Source organism: Mesorhizobium sp. M0571 (assembly GCF_040320985.1).
GTDB lineage: Bacteria > Pseudomonadota > Alphaproteobacteria > Rhizobiales > Rhizobiaceae > Mesorhizobium.
This window is the reverse complement of sequence record NZ_JAMYQT010000035.1, coordinates 24,831-40,699: the sequence shown is the minus strand read 5'-3', so window position 1 is coordinate 40,699 and position 15,869 is coordinate 24,831. Positions and strand designations below refer to the sequence as shown.

The 15,869-nt window shown below is 64.0% G+C and carries 18 protein-coding genes; 10 read left to right on the top strand and 8 right to left on the bottom strand.

The window, feature by feature from the left end; genetic code table 11:
- The first annotated feature begins 87 nt into the window (after positions 1–87).
- Positions 88–414 (top strand): hypothetical protein, encoded by a 327-nt coding sequence (locus tag NKI85_RS28320; protein WP_352529246.1) that lies wholly within the window; start codon positions 88–90, stop codon positions 412–414.
- A gap of 92 nt (positions 415–506) precedes the next feature.
- On the opposite strand, the gene NKI85_RS28315 is transcribed toward NKI85_RS28320, so the two are convergent.
- Positions 507–821, bottom strand: coding sequence for an ATPase (locus NKI85_RS28315; RefSeq protein ID WP_352529248.1), 315 nt, complete (start codon positions 819–821; stop codon positions 507–509).
- A gap of 107 nt (positions 822–928) precedes the next feature.
- Positions 929–3,541: a glycine--tRNA ligase subunit beta gene (glyS, locus tag NKI85_RS28310; RefSeq protein WP_352529250.1), complete on the bottom strand. Its 2,613-nt coding sequence runs from the start codon at positions 3,539–3,541 to the stop codon at positions 929–931.
- Between the two features lie 224 nt (positions 3,542–3,765).
- Between glyS and NKI85_RS28305 the strand changes: the two genes are divergently transcribed.
- Positions 3,766–3,939 (top strand): hypothetical protein, encoded by a 174-nt coding sequence (locus NKI85_RS28305; protein WP_352529252.1) that lies wholly within the window; start codon positions 3,766–3,768, stop codon positions 3,937–3,939.
- Here the strand turns inward: NKI85_RS28305 and NKI85_RS28300 are convergent.
- The 3 genes from NKI85_RS28300 to NKI85_RS28290 all read right to left on the bottom strand — a co-directional run bounded on the left by NKI85_RS28300 (position 3,936) and on the right by NKI85_RS28290 (position 7,668).
- The gene (locus NKI85_RS28300) at positions 3,936–5,003 is read right to left on the bottom strand and encodes a glycine--tRNA ligase subunit alpha (RefSeq protein WP_352529254.1); all 1,068 of its coding nucleotides are present in this window, start codon (positions 5,001–5,003) and stop codon (positions 3,936–3,938) included. The two genes, NKI85_RS28305 and NKI85_RS28300, sit on opposite strands and share 4 nt — an antisense overlap.
- A 70-nt stretch (positions 5,004–5,073) precedes the next feature.
- Positions 5,074–6,849 (bottom strand): tetratricopeptide repeat protein, encoded by a 1,776-nt coding sequence (locus tag NKI85_RS28295; protein ID WP_352529308.1) that lies wholly within the window; start codon positions 6,847–6,849, stop codon positions 5,074–5,076.
- Between the two features lie 213 nt (positions 6,850–7,062).
- Positions 7,063–7,668 carry a TetR/AcrR family transcriptional regulator gene (locus tag NKI85_RS28290; RefSeq protein WP_352779341.1) on the bottom strand — a complete coding sequence of 202 codons (606 nt, stop codon included), beginning with the start codon at positions 7,666–7,668 and terminating at the stop codon, positions 7,063–7,065.
- On the opposite strand from NKI85_RS28290, the gene NKI85_RS28285 reads away from it, so the two are divergent.
- Both NKI85_RS28285 and NKI85_RS28280 read left to right on the top strand, forming a co-directional pair.
- Positions 7,653–8,027 carry a hypothetical protein gene (locus NKI85_RS28285; protein ID WP_352779339.1) on the top strand — a complete coding sequence of 125 codons (375 nt, stop codon included), beginning with the start codon at positions 7,653–7,655 and terminating at the stop codon, positions 8,025–8,027. The genes NKI85_RS28290 and NKI85_RS28285 overlap by 16 nt on opposite strands.
- Positions 7,958–9,205: an MFS transporter gene (locus NKI85_RS28280; protein WP_352529260.1), complete on the top strand. Its 1,248-nt coding sequence runs from the start codon at positions 7,958–7,960 to the stop codon at positions 9,203–9,205. Before NKI85_RS28285 ends, NKI85_RS28280 begins: the two co-directional genes overlap by 70 nt.
- A 39-nt stretch (positions 9,206–9,244) precedes the next feature.
- Here NKI85_RS28280 and NKI85_RS28275 read toward each other — a convergent pair whose 3' ends face one another.
- Complete coding sequence (locus NKI85_RS28275; RefSeq protein WP_352529262.1) at positions 9,245–10,261, bottom strand: polyprenyl synthetase family protein; 1,017 nt, start codon at positions 10,259–10,261, stop codon at positions 9,245–9,247.
- 160 nt (positions 10,262–10,421) lie between these two features.
- On the opposite strand from NKI85_RS28275, the gene NKI85_RS28270 reads away from it, so the two are divergent.
- The 6 genes from NKI85_RS28270 to moaB all read left to right on the top strand — a co-directional run bounded on the left by NKI85_RS28270 (position 10,422) and on the right by moaB (position 14,116).
- Positions 10,422–10,646 (top strand): putative signal transducing protein, encoded by a 225-nt coding sequence (locus NKI85_RS28270; RefSeq protein WP_023674082.1) that lies wholly within the window; start codon positions 10,422–10,424, stop codon positions 10,644–10,646.
- Positions 10,646–11,446 carry a tRNA1(Val) (adenine(37)-N6)-methyltransferase gene (locus tag NKI85_RS28265; protein WP_352529264.1) on the top strand — a complete coding sequence of 267 codons (801 nt, stop codon included), beginning with the start codon at positions 10,646–10,648 and terminating at the stop codon, positions 11,444–11,446. The genes NKI85_RS28270 and NKI85_RS28265 overlap by 1 nt, the downstream gene beginning before the upstream one ends.
- An 87-nt stretch (positions 11,447–11,533) precedes the next feature.
- Entirely contained in the window at positions 11,534–12,391 is an 858-nt protein-coding gene (locus NKI85_RS28260; RefSeq protein ID WP_352529266.1) for a S49 family peptidase, read from the top strand.
- Positions 12,392–12,472: 81 nt separating this feature from the next.
- A complete protein-coding gene (locus tag NKI85_RS28255; RefSeq protein ID WP_352529268.1) occupies positions 12,473–12,658 on the top strand; it encodes a hypothetical protein in 186 nt (61 codons plus the stop codon).
- 26 nt (positions 12,659–12,684) lie between these two features.
- Positions 12,685–13,587, top strand: coding sequence for a 4-(cytidine 5'-diphospho)-2-C-methyl-D-erythritol kinase (locus tag NKI85_RS28250; RefSeq protein WP_352529310.1), 903 nt, complete (start codon positions 12,685–12,687; stop codon positions 13,585–13,587).
- Positions 13,574–14,116 (top strand): molybdenum cofactor biosynthesis protein B, encoded by a 543-nt coding sequence (gene moaB / locus NKI85_RS28245; RefSeq protein WP_352529270.1) that lies wholly within the window; start codon positions 13,574–13,576, stop codon positions 14,114–14,116. The genes NKI85_RS28250 and moaB overlap by 14 nt, the downstream gene beginning before the upstream one ends.
- 33 nt (positions 14,117–14,149) lie before the next feature.
- On the opposite strand, the gene NKI85_RS28240 is transcribed toward moaB, so the two are convergent.
- The gene (locus tag NKI85_RS28240) at positions 14,150–15,124 is read right to left on the bottom strand and encodes a phytanoyl-CoA dioxygenase family protein (RefSeq protein ID WP_352529272.1); all 975 of its coding nucleotides are present in this window, start codon (positions 15,122–15,124) and stop codon (positions 14,150–14,152) included.
- 184 nt (positions 15,125–15,308) lie between these two features.
- The gene (locus NKI85_RS28235) at positions 15,309–15,812 is read right to left on the bottom strand and encodes a glycosyltransferase (protein ID WP_352529274.1); all 504 of its coding nucleotides are present in this window, start codon (positions 15,810–15,812) and stop codon (positions 15,309–15,311) included.
- Positions 15,813–15,869 lie beyond the last annotated feature (57 nt).

Here is a 15,869-nt window from a genome sequence, read left to right as displayed (position 1 = left end):
CTTGGAGCGCTTGGTCTGGCGGCTATCACCAGCACGGCACAGGCTTCGTCGCTCGTTTTTCTCGGGCAAACGACGGCGACCCCCTCGGTGGTCAGTGCCGGCGCGCTCGAACGGGCGAAAACACCGTCGATCATCGCGTCCGGCGAGACGCTGCCCAACGTCGATGAAAACATCACCGATGAAAAGGTCGCGGCGATCCCGAGCCAGCCGAGCCATGGCTTCACCGGAAAGCCGATGATCATTCGCGGCGGTATCGTCGGCGATGCCTTTGCAACGCCCGCGCCCAAAGCCGCGCCGGCCACTGCTGCCGCGCCCGCCGCGGACAGCAAAGCCGATCCAAAGGTGGCAAGCCAAAATCCCGAGGCCGCAACACCGCAGCCTGCGCCGCTCCCCGCCGCCGACAAGCCCCAATAACGCCTGAAGAAACATTGGAGACCAGGGCCGCGCGAGTGCGCCGCCCTGGTTCCCTGGTTCACTGACTGAAGCGGAGTGAAGCGCCTGAAATCTCAGGCTGCTTCTTCTTCGTCCGTATCGTCGGCGTCGTCTGATTCTTCGTCGTCATCAGCGTCTTTTTCGCCGGCGCTTTCGGCCTTCACGCTGTCGTCGTCGTCTTCCTCGTCTTCTTCGTCGTCGTCCGAGAGGGTAGCCGACTTATCGTCTTCGGTACCTTCGTCGTCGGTGTCTTCGTCGTCGCCGTCCTCATCGTCCGACAGATCGGCGGCCTCGACCGCAACGGCAGCGGCCTTGTCGAGCGTCGTTTCGGAGGTGGGTTCAAGCGTCTCGGTCTCTTCTGTCACTTGGATGTCGTGAGCGGAATTCATGAAAGCCTCCGTGGGTTGGGAACATGTCCCTTTTGCCACGCAGAGATCATCGGCATATGACTGTAAGCCGGCTCGAATGGCCGGCAGCGATGATTTTTTCTCGGATGTCAGCCGGCTATCTTCGAGAAGTCCGCGACCCGGTCGGTCGCCGCACGGATGCGGGCGAGCAATGCCAGGCGATTGGCGCGCACGGCCTGGTCCTCGTCGTTTACGAGGACTTTCTCAAAGAATGAATCAACCGGCTCGCGCAACACGCTAAGCGCCAGCATGGCGGCGGAAAAGTCTTCGTTTTGAATTGCTTCGCCGGCTTGCCTCTCGGCCTGATTGACCGCCGCAAACAGCGATTTCTCGGCATCCTCGCGAAATAGAGCCGGCTCTACATGCTCGGCGATCGTCGTTTTCTTCTTCTCCTCGGCCGCCAGAATGTTCGCCGCGCGCTTGGTGCCGGCAAGCAGGTTCTTGCCGTCGTCGGTGTCAAGGAAGGAGCCGAGCGCCTCGACCCGGCGGACGATCTGGAGGAGATCGTCGTTGGACGAAGCCCCCTCATCCGGCCGCTTCGCGGCCACCTTCTCCCCGAGGGGAGAAGAGGTCGCCAACGCCGGCGCCCGCCTCTTCTCCCCAGCGGGGAGAAGGTGGCCCGAAGGGCCGGATGAGGGGGCAGCGCCGCTTGCCAACACAGCATCGATGAGATCATGCCGCGCGCCCTGATCGCGGAGATAGACTTTTAGGCGATCGTGGAAGAAGGCGAGGAGATCTGAACACTTTTCCTCCGACCAACCGGGATAAAATTCCGCAACTCCCAGATCGTCGCTATCGTCTACTGCCTTCACTGACCCGCCAAAACGTCCTTCCAAATCCTCAACAAAATCGTCTGAAATTCCCGACTTCGGTAGCGCCTCTATTTGAGAGAAGGATTCAGACTTCCCGCGAAGGTATAGGGTTGTCAGTACTCGGTTGAAGAGCCGAATTAGTATCGGGCTACCGGCCAAACTCACCCCGTTCTCGACCAAAATCCTGACCACCCCCAGCGCCGCTCTTCTGAGCGCATAGGGGTCCTTCGATCCCGTCGGCTTTTCATCGATCGCCCAGAAGCCGACCAGCGTATCCAGCTTGTCGGCGAGCGCCACCGCAATCGAAACCGGATCGCTCGGCACGCGATCTGACGGACCCTGCGGCTTGTAATGTTCCTCGATCGCGGCGGCAACGGACGGATGCTCGCCCTGCAGCAGCGCATATTTGCGGCCCATGAGACCTTGCAGCTCGGGGAATTCGCCGACGACTTCGGTGGTGAGATCGGCCTTGGCCAGGATGGCGGCGCGTCGCGCCAGCGCGGCAATCTCCCCCCTTGAGGGGGAGATGTCGCCGAAGGCGACAGAGGGGGTCGTCTCGCGTGGAGTGCCGACTTCCTCTTTCTTCGAAAGACCAGATCGCGTCGCGCCAGCCGAAGCGACCCCCTCTGGCCTGCCGGCCATCTCCCCCTCAAGGGGGGAGATTGCGCGCGCCACGATCGGCGCCAGTTCTTCGGCCAGCTGCGCAATCCGCTTCACCCGCTCGCCCTGGGTGCCGAGCTTGGCGTGGAAGGTGACGCCGAGATGGTCGAGGCGGGCCATGCGCTGGTCGAGCGGTTTTTTCAGATCAAGCCCGAACTTTTCCGCCGATCCCCGCAACTGGTCGAGATCCGGCAGGTCACCCTGATCGGTCTTCCAGAAATAGAGCGCGTCGGACAGGCGGGCCCGCACCACCTTGCCGTTGCCGTGGGCGATCTCCTTGCCGCCATCCCTGGCCTCGATGTTGGCGGTCAGGATGAAACGGTTGGAGAGCTCTTCGCCGGCACTGTGTGACCGCGTCACGAAGCACTTCTGGTTGGCGCGGATGGTGAGCCGGATCACCTCGGCCGGAATGGCCAAGAAATCCTGCTCGAATTCGCCCATCAGCACGACGGGCCATTCGACCAGGCCCGACACTTCCTCCAGCAGCCCCTCGTCTTCGACGAGATCGAGCCCACTGGCGAAGGCGAGGTTCCTGGCGTCGGCAAGAATGATCTCTTTGCGCCTGTCGGCATCGAGCACGACCTTCGCCGCTTCCAGCTTGGCGACATAATCGTCGAAGCGGCGCACCGTGATGGCGCCCGGCGCCTGAAAACGGTGGCCGTAGGTGACGTTGCCTGAGCGGATGCCGTCGATCTCGAAATCGATCACCACCGGCTCCTCGGTTTCGGGGCCGAAGGTGCACAGGATCGATTGCAGCGGCCGCACCCAGCGCAACGAGCCGGGCTTGGCCGAAGCCGGCCCCCAGCGCATCGATTTCGGCCAGGGGAAGTTGCGGATGATACCTGGCACCAGCTCGGCGATGATCTGCTCCGCCGGCCTGGCCGGCTTCGCAATATGGGCAACATAGAAGTCGCCCTTCTTCGGATCGGAATGAACATGCGCCTCGGCAATCGAGGCAAGCCCGGCCTTGCGCAGAAAGCCCTGCACCGCCTGCTCGGGCGCCTTGGTCGAGGGGCCTTTGATCTCCTCGCTGATGTCCTTCGAGCGCGCGGTCAGGCCGCGAATGTCGAGCGCAAGCCGGCGCGGCGTCCAATATTCGCGCGCCGCCTCATAGGTCAGCCCGGCGTCGACCAGCCCGTCGGTCATCATCTTCTTCAGGTCGCCGGCAGCTTTCCTCTGCATACGAGCAGGAATCTCTTCCGAACGGAGTTCTAAAAGCAGGTCGGGCATTGATTGTGCTCACGCGGCAAATGGTCCGGGCGGGGCATAGCAACTCGGCTGGCCGCTGTCACCCTTCCCTGCAAGATCGGCGCGTCCAACGGCGATTTCCGAAAAAATTCAGCCGCCTGTCGGACACGGCCCGGCCCGTCCGTCCTTGGGTCAAAGATTTCCATGAACCGAACGCAGCGCTGAAGCGACCAACGCTCAGGCAGAGAGCTATTGGCTGAACGACCATGAAAACGGCATCGATATTCCTGCAGATCCTTGCGCTCAGCGCCTGTTTTACAGCGCAGGTGCATGGCACGTTCTCGATGCCCGGCGTCAGGCAAGCGCTGCGGACAATGGCCGGCTCCAGCGGCCAGGGCGTATTGCCAATCAGCGCTCCTGCCGAAATCGCCTGGAGCTAGGCCGCAAGCCCGCCCGCCTGCGTCAGCAGAAACGCCTCGCCGCAGGCTTTGGCCAGATTGCGCACCCGCAAGATGTAACTCTGCCGCTCGGTGACGGAAATCACGCCGCGTGCATCGAGCAGGTTGAAGACGTGGCTGGCCTTGATGCACTGGTCGTAGGCGGGGAATACCATGCGGTGGTATCCCTCCCCCTTGAGGGGAGGGTGGCCAGACAAAGTCTGGCCGGGAGGGGTCGCCCGCGCAGTGCTCGATGCCTGGCTTGAGGTGCCTTCAGAGATGACCCCCTCTGCCCGCTTCGCGGGCATTTCCCCCTCAAGGGGGGAGATAGGCGCGCCGGCTTCTAGCAGCGCCTTGCACTCGGCCTCGGCGTCCTGGAAATGGCGCAGCAGCATTGCCGTGTTGGCGAATTCGAAATTGTGGCGCGAATATTCCTGCTCGGCCTGCAGGAAGACATCGCCATAGGTCACCTTGTCGGCGCCTTCGCGGCCGTTGAAGTTGAGGTCGTAGACATTGTCGACGCCCTGCACATACATGGCCAGCCGCTCCAGCCCATAAGTGAGCTCGCCGGCCACCGGTGCGCATTCGATGCCGCAGACCTGCTGGAAATAGGTGAACTGCGACACCTCCATGCCGTCGCACCAACACTCCCAGCCCAGCCCCCAAGCGCCCAGTGTCGGGCTTTCCCAGTCGTCCTCGACGAAGCGGATGTCGTGCAGCAGCGGATCGATGCCGATCGCCGCCAGCGAGCCGAGATAAAGCTCCTGCAAATTGGGCGGATTGGGCTTCAGGATCACCTGGTACTGGTAATAATGCTGCAGCCGGTTCGGATTCTCGCCATAGCGCCCGTCCTTGGGCCGGCGAGAGGGCTGGACATAGGCCGCGTTCCAGCGTTTTGGGCCGAGCGCGCGCAATGTCGTGGCCGGGTGGAATGTGCCGGCGCCGACTTCCATGTCGTAAGGCTGGAGGACGACGCAGCCGTAGTCCGCCCAGTAATTATGCAAAGTCAGGATCAGCCCCTGGAACGAGCGGCTGGGATGCATGTGGGCAGGGATATCAGCGGTCACGGCGGCCTCGACGGAGCGGCGGGATGCGGCACCTCGTAAAGTGCCGCTCCGCGACCGTCAAGGCGACGGGTTATCCCTTCGGGGCGGGCGCCGGCTCGGGCTTCACGTTCGGGGTTTCCTGCGCCGTGTTGGATTCGATCGGCGGCAGGCCCTTCATCAGTTTTTGCTGCAAGGCGGCAAGCACGTCCGGGTCCGGCTTCAGGTCGCGGGCCTGGTTCCATTGGAAGGTGGCTTCCAGCTTGCGGCCAACGCGCCAGTAGACGTCGCCGAGGTGATCGTTGAGCACCGGATCCTCCGGCTTCAACGAAACGGCGCGTTCCATTTCGCGCACCGCGTCATCGAACTGGCCCAGGCGGTAATAAGCCCAGCCCAGCGAATCGACGATGTAGCCGTCGCTCGGCCTCAGGTCGACGGCCTTCTGGATCATCGCGAGGCCTTCCTTGAGGTTCATGTTCTTGTCGACCCAGGAATAGCCGAGATAGTTCAGAACCTGCGGCTGGTCGGGGTAGAGTTCCAGCGCCTTGCGGAAATTCGGCTCGGCCTTCGGCCATTCCTTCAGCCGCTCATAGGCGATGCCGCGCTGGTAGAAGATGTTCCAGTTGGCGCTGGTCGGGGTCTTCAGCACCTCGACCGCCTTGTCGTAAAGGTTGGCGGCGGAGCGGAAATCCTCCTTCGAGGAATAGACGCCGCCGAGCGCCAGATAGGCCCGCATATCGTCGGGATGCGCATCGACGATGGCCTTGAGGTAGGCGATCGCCTCGTCCTTGCGGTCGAGATCGGCAAGGTTGAGGCCAAGCTGCAGGTCCGAAAGCTCCTTCAGCGGCGAGCCGGCGGGAATGCGGCGATAGAGGGCGATAGCCCCCTCGCCGTCCTTCAACTGCTCGGCAACGGCGGCAAGCTGAACGAGCGCCGCGTCGTTGTCGGGCCTCAGCGCCAGGGCATATTGCAGATAAAGCCGCACGAACGGCTCGCCGCCGCCGCGGTTGAGCGCGGTGGCGAGATCGAGCAGGATTTCCGAGGCGCCGTCCGACGGACCGGCAACGAAGGGTTCGATCTTTTCGCCCTTGTTGATCTTGTTGCGAAGCGCTGCGATCTCGATCTTGCCGGGCGCAAACGTCTCGGCCTGGTCGAGCACCGACAGCGCCTTGGCCTTGTCGCCCTTGCGGGCGAGGAAAGAGGCATAGGCCTGCGCGTTGCGCATCCATGTTTCGGGAGCGGCGCCACCGGCCGCCGTGTCCTGCAGGGTGGCGGTGTAGAGCGCATCCGCCCTGTCGGGCAGGCCGGAGGCGTCGGCAATCAACGCACGGTGGAAGGACTTGAACAGACCGAACCAGTCGGGGCCCTGCAGCTTGTCGATTGAAGCCATGGCCTCGCGGGCGTCACCCGCACCCTGCTTGGCCCAGCCGGTCATGACGCCGGAGATCAGCCGGTCAAGATCGGATTCCAGCGAAAGCTTGAGCCAGTATTCGGCCTTCGAGAAATCCTTCTTGTGGAAGGAATCGATGGCCAGCGCCAGGCGCGAGAAGCGCTCGACGTCGGGAACCGCCTTGAGCTTGTCGGCATAGACCAGGGACTCATCGAAGCGCCCCTGCGCGATCAGCGACAGCATCAGGCTCTGCTGCAGTCCCGTATCGTTCGGATCGAAGGCGAGCGCCTGCTTGTAATAGGAGATGGCGCTGTTGAGATCGTTGTCGCCTTCGGCAATCCGCGCGGCGAGATAGGCTCCCGAGAAGGACGTGATCCTGACCGGCTCGCTGGTCTGTTTGGCATGAGCCGGCAGAGCCGAGATCGCCATGCCCGTCACTATTGCCAGCCCAGTCAGCCAGCGCGCACATCCTTGCCGCATCGTATCCCTTTCAGCCAAACGCGATGTCCCGCGTCAGCGGGATCGCCGTAGACTCGATCTTTCCAGGTAAAGCATGGCCTTTTTGGGGTCGGGCTTCAACCCGGCCCGAATTCACAATCGGGTCAAGCAATTAATAAACCATGCCGAAAGGGCCTAACTGCGGCCCTCGACCGCATGGCGTCCGCTTCGGCGCTTCCGCTCCGCGCACGAAACTCAGGACCCCAGCGACAGACGTGCGTCCAGCGCCTGCATCGAAACGGTGACCAGAGCGTGCAGCCGCTCTTTCGGCACGCCGTCGCGCGCCTGCACCGACAGACCAAACAAAAGCGTGGTGTAGTAATCGCCGAGGGCCTCCGGGTCCGTGCCCGGTTTGAGTTCGCCGTCCCGAACGCCCTTTCTCAGGCGCTCGACAATCAGTGCATTGCGCGCGTGGCGACGCTCGGCCAGCCAGCGCAGCACACCGTCGTTTTCAACGGCGCAGTTGGTCGCGGCCGAGACAACCATGCAGCCCCGCGACAGGCCCGGCCGGGCATAGATTTCGATTGCATCACGCAGCAATCGTTCGACAAACCGCCGGGCGGTTGGCTCCTCGGCAAGCGCGCGGCTGGCAAAGCTTCCTTCTTTGGTCTCGTACAGAACGATAGCTTCCCGAAACAGGTTCTCCTTCGAGCCGAACGCGGCATAGATGCGCGGCGAGGCCAGTCCAAGCACCGACACGAGATCGGCCATCGAGGTCCCCTCATAGCCGCGCGTCCAGAAGGCGTCGCGCGCTTTCTCCAGCGCCTGATCCCGATCGAACTCCCTTGGCCGTCCTGCCATTGCGACCTCCATTTTTTATCAATCAACAAATAATCCGCTTGACTTCGGATTGCAAATTTAATTCTTTGTCGATCGATAAAGAATCACTGCAAATGGAGATTGACATGAGTTCACTGGATCAAAGCGCGCCGTTCGGCGCCGCGGCAACAGGAGGGGTCGGAGCGAGGCGCGGTGCAACGCTGGCGCTGCTCTCCTTCGCGCAGCTTATCATCGCGCTCGACCTCAACATCGTCTTCGTGGCGTTGCCGGAAATCGGCGCGGGGCTGGGCTTTTCGGGCCAAACCCTGCAGTGGTGGTCAGCGCCTACACCGTCTTCACCGGTGGCTTCCTGCTGTTCGGCGGCAGGGCCGCCGACCTGATCGGCCAGCGCCGGGTCTTCATTTTCGCGCTCTGGCTCTATGCGCTTTCGTCGCTGGTCGGCGGCCTCGCCTGGTCGCCGGAAATGATCATCGCGGCCCGTGCGGTGCAAGGTATCGGCGCTGCGTTCCTGTTCCCGGCCACGCTGTCGCTGATCAATCGCCTGTTTGCCGAAGGGCCGGAACGCAACCGGGCGCTCGCCGTCTGGGGCGGCGCCGGAGCAAGTGGCCTGACGCTCGGCTCGCTGGCGGGAGGGCTTCTCACCAGCGCCTTCGGCTGGCCCTCCGTGTTCTATGTCAACGTGCTTTTGGCCGGGGTCGCCATCATCGCAGCTTTCGCCATCATTCCGCGTGACCGCCAGCGGCATGAACATCGCAGCTTCGATCTGCCGGGCGCGCTGACCGTCACCGCCGGCGCGACGCTGCTCGTCTTCACGCTGGTTCAGGGGCCTGAATATGGCTGGGGTTCGACCGCGATCATCGTCAGTGCCGCACTGGCGGCATTCTTCCTGATCGCCTTCGCAGCGATAGAGGCAAGCAGCGCCGACCCGCTGATGCCGCTGCGCCTGTACCACAACCGCAGCCTCGTCGCCGGCATGACGATCACCTTCCTCTTCATGGGGACGTTCGGGGCCCTGCCCTACTTCCTCACCGTGCTTTTACAGAACGTGCATGGCTTCACCGCCTTGCAGGCCGGCCTTGCGTTTCTCGTGCCATCGGTCGCCATCGCGGCCGGCACGCAGGTCGGCGAACGTCTGGCAACGCGTTTTTCGACACGCGCCACGCTGGTCGGCGGCATGATTGGCGGCGCGATCGGAACGGCCGTGATGGTATCCGGTGCAAACGCCGACAGCAGCTATCTGTCCCTCGTGCCTGGCCTTATCATCTCCGGTGTCGGACAAGGCATCGTCTGGACCGCCATGTGGATCGCCGCCGCTTCGGGTGTTTCCCATGACGAGCAAGGTGTCGCGTCGGGAATGGCCTCCACCATGCTCAATGTCGGCAATGCGATCGGCATGGCGGTGTTGATCGCGATTGCCAACCGCCATGTCGGTGGATTGACAGGGGATGCCTTGAAGATCGCCGTCGCCGACGGCATCCAGGTCGCCTTCTGGCTCGCCGCGGCAGGTATCGTCGTCAGCCTGCTCGCTGCAATGGTTCTTCCGGGGAAACCAAAATGACGGGCGGGCGCCATGCCGGCCACATACCGGCGACGTCTCTCAGTTCACCCGGCTGATGCAGAAATCGATGACGTCGATCAGCGCCGACTTTTGCGGCGTCGCCTCGAGCGGCGCCAGCGCGTCACGAGCGATTTCGCCGAAATGGCGGGCGCGCCCGATGGTGTCGGCAATCGCGCCGTGGCGGAGCATCAGGCCGATTGCCTTTTCCAGCCCGGCATCGTCGGCTGCATTGTCCTCGATGGCGCGTTTCCAGAAGCTGCGCTCGGCCTTGGTGCCGCGCCGATAGGCGAGGATCACCGGCAGCGTCACCTTGCCCTCGCGAAAATCGTCGCCGACATTCTTGCCGAGGTCCTTGCTGGTGCCGCCGTAATCCAGCGCGTCGTCGATCAGCTGGAAGGCAAGGCCGAGATTCATGCCATAGGAGCGCAGCGCGGCGCGATCGTTGCGCGTCGCGAGCGCGATAACCGGCCCGACTTCGGCGGCGGCCGAGAACAGCGCCGCGGTCTTGGCCTTGATCACGGCGAAATGCTCGTCCTCGGTGGTCTCGAGGTTTTTGGCCGCGGCGAGCTGCATCACCTCGCCTTCGGCGATGACCGAGGCCGCACTCGACAGGATGTCGAGCGCCTCCAGCGAGCCGACATCGACCATCATGCGGAAAGCCTGGCCGAGCAGGAAATCGCCGACCAAAACGCTTGCCTGATTGCCCCAGATCATGCGGGCGGTCTTCTTGCCGCGCCGCATGCCGCTTTCGTCGACGACATCGTCGTGGAGAAGCGTGGCGGTATGCATGAATTCGACCGATGTGGCGAGCTTGACATGGCCGTCACCGGAATAGCCGAACATCTGGGCGGCGGCGAGCGTCAGCATCGGCCGCAGCCGCTTGCCGCCGGACGAGATCAAATGGTTGGCGATCTCCGGGATCATCTCGACGTCGGACCCGGCCTTCGACAGGATCAGTTCGTTGACGCGTCCCATATCGGCTGCGGTCAGGTCGATGAGATCCTTGATCGAGGCGGCTTCCCGCTTCCCGTTTTCAATGTTGAGAACGACACCCACGGCAAAACTCCCAACCTCGATATGCACGACGGCAACATGGTCCCTGGACAGACTCTAGGGCGGCACCCACCGATGCGGCAAGAGGCGAATTGGCGCGGCGGCTCTGGTACATGATCACGTCCACGTTTACATCAACGCCGCAAACTGCGAGTTTCATCCGATGATAGAGCTCATCCGCACCAACGACGCCGTCATCATTTCGTTTGTCGAATCGCTGATGCGCGATGCCGGTATCGGCTGTTTCGTCGCCGACCAGAACATGAGCGTGCTCGACGGCTCGATCGGCATCCTGCCCCGCCGTGTCATGGTGGACGCCGACAAGGCCGATGCTGCACGGCGCATCCTGACGGATGCCGGCATCGCCAACGAGATCCGCCAAAAATAATGTCCGCGTCGCCCGCTGCCCTTGTCCCGGACATGCCGGCTCATACGGTCGATGCCTTTCATCGCGGTCGCTTCTGGCTGGTGCAGCCGAGAAAGGCAGGCCACCGCGCCGGCATGGATGCGATGATGCTGGCGGCTGCCGTGCCGTCCTCCTTCGCCGGGCGGCTTGCTGACTTTGGCGCGGGTGCCGGTGCGGCCGGCCTGGCGGTGCTATCGCGCTGCCCCGGCGCCGAGGCAGTGCTCGTCGAGCGTTCCCCGGAAATGGCGGCCTTCGCCACAACGACGCTTGCTCATCCCGGCAATGCGCATCTCAGCGACCGCGCCTCCGTGCTCGTTGCCGATGTCGCGCTGTCGGGCCGGGCGCGAACGGCCGCCGGCCTTGAGGACAACAACTTCGATTTCGTCATCATGAACCCGCCGTTCAATGCCGCCGAGGATCGCGCGACGCCCGATCCGCTGAGAAAGGCCGCGCACGTCTCGGAGGATGGATTGTTCGACAGCTGGGTCCGCAGCGCGGCCGCGGTGGTCAGGCCGGGCGGCGGGCTGGCCGTCATCGCCAGGCCGGAACAGCTCGGCGCCATCCTCGATGCCATCGCCGGCCGCTTCGGCGATGCCGAGATGCTGGCCGTCCACCCTCGCCCCGAGGCGAAGGCGATCCGTATCGTCGTCAGAGCAATTCTCGGCGCACGCGGAAAGCTGTCGATCCAGCCGCCGCTGATGCTGCATGCATATTCAGGCAATGGCCCCTCGGAGCGGACAGAGCTGATCAATAACGGGCTGGCATCGCTGTTCGGAGACTGATCCATTTTGATTGCCGGCGTGACGGCATTGCCGTTGGCCGGCGAATTCCTACATGCCTCAAGCAAATCGACCGGAGACAGCCCCCTCGTGAAACGCCTTTTCAATCGCCTGCTGCCGAAATCCTGGCGCTCCACCGTCGTCACCATTCCGGTCATCCGGCTGCACGGCACGATCATGGCCAGCAGCGGTCAATTCCGGCCGAGCCTGTCGCTAGCGTCGACCGCCGGCCTCATCGAAAAGCTGTTTTCCTTCGAAGCGCCGGCGGTCGCCATCTCGATCAATTCGCCAGGCGGTTCGCCGGTGCAGTCGCGGCTGATCTTCAGGCGCATCCGCGACCTGGCGACGGAGAAGAACAAGAAAGTCCTGGTTTTCGTCGAGGACGTGGCGGCATCGGGCGGCTACATGATCGCGGTCGCCGGCGACGAGATCTTTGCCGACCCGTCCTCCATCGTCGGCTCGATCGGCGTGGTGTCGGCCTCGTTCGGCTTTCCGGAGCTGATGAAGAAGATCGGCGTCGAGCGCCGCGTCCACACCGCCGGCCAGAACAAGGCGGTGCTCGACCCGTTCAAGCCGGAAAAGAAGGAAGACGTCGAGCGCCTGAAGGCGCTGCAGCTCGAGGTCCACGAGACGTTCATCGACGTCGTCAAAGACAGGCGCGGCACCAAGCTCAAGGACGATCCAGACCTGTTCACCGGCCTGTTCTGGACGGCCAAGAAGGGGCTCGAGCTCGGGCTCGTCGATGCGCTCGGCGACATGCGCAGCGTGCTGAAGGGCCGTTTCGGGCCGAAAACCCAGCTCAAGCTGATCACCGCGCCGCGCGGCCTGTTCGGCCGGTTCGGCCTTTTCGGCTCGAGTTTTTCGGCGCCCGATATTGCCGCCGCGGCTGCAAGCGGCGTCATCGATGCGGCGGAAGAGCGCGCACTTTGGGCGCGCTTCGGGCTTTGAAAAGCCGGTGAAAGCGTCTAGCATAAATCATCAACCGACCCGACCGGCCGCCTTGCCGGCCTTGCGAGGGAGGAGTTTGACATGCCGCAGATCATTTTCTTCGCCGTCGTCGGCATTGCCGCCTATTTCGGCTACCGCTCCTTCGTTAGGGAAGCCGACCGGGTGACCGCCAAGGTGCGACGTACCGAAAAGCAGGCCGCCAACGGCACGATGGGAACGCTGGTCAAGGATCCGAAGACCGGCGAATACCGTCTGGCCAAGGATTGACCGTCGTCCCCCTCGCGGCCGAGCCAGTGAACTCCGAGGCCAGCATCCGGGCATCGCATGCGCACGCCAAGATAAATCTGGCGCTGCATGTCACCGGCCGGCGCGCCGACGGTTATCACACGATCGAAAGCCTGGCTGTATTCACGCGCTTCGGCGACCGGATCGAGACGGAACTTGCCGACGGCGACGGATTTTCCGTGTCCGGCAAATACGCCGCCGCGGTACCGGCCGACGACAATAATCTGGTGGTGAGGGCGCGCGACGCGCTGCGGCGCGAGGCCGGTTCCCAGCATGCGCCGGCTGTCGCCATCAGGCTCGAAAAGAACCTGCCGGTTGCGTCCGGCGTCGGCGGCGGGTCGAGCGACGCGGCGGCGGTGTTGCGCGCTCTGGTCCAGACCTGGGGACTTGATGTCGGCGACGCCGAACTGGCGCGGATCGGCCTGTCGCTAGGCGCCGACGTGCCGATGTGCCTCGCCGCCAAACCGCTGATCGCGCGCGGCGTCGGGGACGAGTTGACGCTCGTGCCGGGTTTCCCGGCCCTGGGTCTGGTGCTCGTCAATCCCGGCACTGCCGTCTCGACGGCCGAAGTGTTCGACGCGCTTGGCCGCCGCGACAATGCGGGGCTGCCGCCGCTGCCGCGCATTGTCGACTTCCACGGCATCCGCAACTGGCTGGAGATCACCCGCAACGATCTCGAGCCTGCGGCGCGCGCAATCCAGCCGGCCATCGGCAAGGCGCTTTCCGTGCTGAACAAGGCCGGAGCCGGTTTTGCCCGGATGTCGGGTTCCGGCGCCACTTGCTTCGGGCTGTTCGAGACCGGCAATGTGGCCAAGCGCGCGGCCGTCGATATCCGCGGCCGCCATCCCGACTGGTTTGTCGCAGCAACGCGAAGCCTGACCTCGGAGGCTGAGGCCCATGGCCAGGATTGACGAGAGCCGCCCCTTCGTTCCCGTGCGCATCGCGGTGCTGACCGTTTCCGATACGCGCAGCCTCGCCGACGACAAATCCGGACAGACGCTGGCCGACCGCATCACGAAGGCCGGCCACGTTCTCGCCGCCCGCGACATCGTCACCGACGACCTGGAAAAGATCCGCGACAGAGTCCTGGGCTGGTCGAAGGACGATGCGATCGATGTCGTCATCACCACCGGCGGGACCGGCTTCACCGGCCGCGATGTGACGCCTGAAGCGCTGGAGCCGATCTTCGAAAAGCGCATGGACGGCTTTTCCCAAGTGTTCCACCGCATCTCCTACGACAAGATCGGCACCTCGACGATCCAGAGCCGGGCAACTGGCGGCGTCGTCAACGCCACCTTCGTCTTTGTGCTGCCGGGCTCGCCCGGCGCCTGCAAGGACGCCTGGGACGGCATCTTGAAGCCGCAGCTCGACTACCGGCACATGCCCTGCAACTTCGTCGAGATCATGCCGCGGTTGGACGAGCATTTGCGGCGCGGCTGAGACGGAGCGAGGTATCGGCCGGACGACACCGCCTCAGCGAATGACCGGCTCGCCGTGAAAGCGCCGGCGCGACGGCGGCGAGACGCCGAAGCCGACTTCCATCATCAGCCGCGGCGTGCGCGTCGGCACGGTGCCCATATGGAAGCCGAACGGATCCTCGACAAAGCCGAGGCCGGCCGGCCCGGTCAGCGTGACCGGGCTCTGCTCGCCGTAGACGCCCAGCACCTCTTCCGCCGAGTGGCCGACCAGCAGCGTCAGCTGATGCTTCAGGATGCGGCGGTTGTGGGAGCCGCGGACATAGACATGCGGCCCGGTGTCGGCGTCGACCGGCACCAGGTAGAAAAAGAACTTCAGCATGCGCCAGTCGTCGAGGTCGAAATGGTATTTGCCGAGCGAGGCCATGTTCTTGTCGGCGTCCGAGACGCCACCGGTCGGAAAGCTCCACCAGACGCGGGTCGTGATCAGCTTGGCCTGGCTGCCGAGATAGTGTGCCGCGACGTCGAGAAGCAGCGGATCGCGCTGCACGGCGACCGCAGCGCTGCAGTCGAGAACCCGCTCGAAATAGTGACCGCTGAGCAGCGGTCGGCCGAAATGCTTTTCGGCATCGGCGTGTTTTTCGGGCAGGAATTCGAGCCGGCGGTCGAAATTGCCGAAGCATGGCGTGCGCTCGGCGAAGCGGGCGATCTCCTCATGGATGGCGGCCGGCAGCGTCAGGCCCGAATAGAGCCCCTCGGAGCGCAGCGCGCCGACGACGGCATCGCGGTCGACGCCGGCGAACATCGTTTCACCGACATTGCGCGCCGGCGGAACGGGCTTTGCACCGCGCCAGTGCAGCCGCCGCGCCGGCATGGTGCGCGCCAGCATGAACATCGGCAACCATGCCGGATTCTCGCGAAGGTCGGACAGGTAGGTCGGGATCCGGGCGGCGATGCGGCGCAGCGTACCGCCGTTGCGTGCGATCGCCTCGAGGCTTGCAGCGCCGGATTTGTCAGGGCTTGAAAGGGTCATCGGGGTCCTCAAATGTCTGGGGAACAGCATCGACGATAGTCGTCGCCGCTCCGGCACATCCCAAACCCTATTCGCCCGTTTCGCCGGGAATGGTACCCCCCAGCCACGTTTTGTGCAATGCACAATAAATGAAACCTCGGCAAAAATTCGCTTCGGCAGTTCCCCGAACCGAGACGGTAAGGCGTCACTTCCGCGGCGCCACCCATATCTCGGCGTCGAGCCTTCTTGTCGCCAGGCCGCGGGCAATCGCTTCGGCGCTGCGGGCGCTCTTAGACAGCGCCGCGGCCTGACGCTTGCTGATCACCAAGCCTTCGGCGAGAGCGCGATTTCCGGCAAAGACGCGCGACAGGAACGGCGCGCGGCTGCCGCGTGCCCGCGAAAACCGCGCCGCCATGGTTTGCCTCGCCGTATGAGCGACGACCTCGTCGATCCAGCCCTCCCCCAGCCGCGCTCCCGGCTCCAGCAAAAGCAGCCACTCGCCTTTGGCCTGCCTGATGCCGGCAGCGATGCCGCCGCTGACATAGTGGCAGCCGGCATGTTCGGCGACGCGGTGCGTCTGGTCGGTCGAGCCGGTGTCGCAGACGACGACGTCGCGCACCACGCCCTCGACCGCGCCGCCGATCAGCGAGGCGAGCGTGCGGGCAAGGCCCTCCTCGTCATTCAGGGTTTCGATCAGAACGCTGAGCATCTTTAGCCGAATAGCGGAAAGCGCTGGGCTGCGCCAGTTTTTGCGGCGTGCCGCTAA

Coding starts and splice junctions, on each gene's coding strand:
- NKI85_RS28315 (WP_352529248.1), bottom strand. CDS start 821: ATGAATTCCGCTCACGACATCCAAGTGACAGAAGAGACCGAGACGCTT.
- glyS (WP_352529250.1), bottom strand. CDS start 3,541: ATGCCCGACCTGCTTTTAGAACTCCGTTCGGAAGAGATTCCTGCTCGT.
- NKI85_RS28305 (WP_352529252.1), top strand. CDS start 3,766: ATGAAAACGGCATCGATATTCCTGCAGATCCTTGCGCTCAGCGCCTGT.
- NKI85_RS28295 (WP_352529308.1), bottom strand. CDS start 6,849: ATGCGGCAAGGATGTGCGCGCTGGCTGACTGGGCTGGCAATAGTGACG.
- NKI85_RS28290 (WP_352779341.1), bottom strand. CDS start 7,668: ATGGCAGGACGGCCAAGGGAGTTCGATCGGGATCAGGCGCTGGAGAAA.
- NKI85_RS28270 (WP_023674082.1), top strand. CDS start 10,422: ATGATAGAGCTCATCCGCACCAACGACGCCGTCATCATTTCGTTTGTC.
- NKI85_RS28265 (WP_352529264.1), top strand. CDS start 10,646: ATGTCCGCGTCGCCCGCTGCCCTTGTCCCGGACATGCCGGCTCATACG.
- NKI85_RS28255 (WP_352529268.1), top strand. CDS start 12,473: ATGCCGCAGATCATTTTCTTCGCCGTCGTCGGCATTGCCGCCTATTTC.
- moaB (WP_352529270.1), top strand. CDS start 13,574: ATGGCCAGGATTGACGAGAGCCGCCCCTTCGTTCCCGTGCGCATCGCG.
- NKI85_RS28240 (WP_352529272.1), bottom strand. CDS start 15,124: ATGACCCTTTCAAGCCCTGACAAATCCGGCGCTGCAAGCCTCGAGGCG.
- NKI85_RS28235 (WP_352529274.1), bottom strand. CDS start 15,812: ATGCTCAGCGTTCTGATCGAAACCCTGAATGACGAGGAGGGCCTTGCC.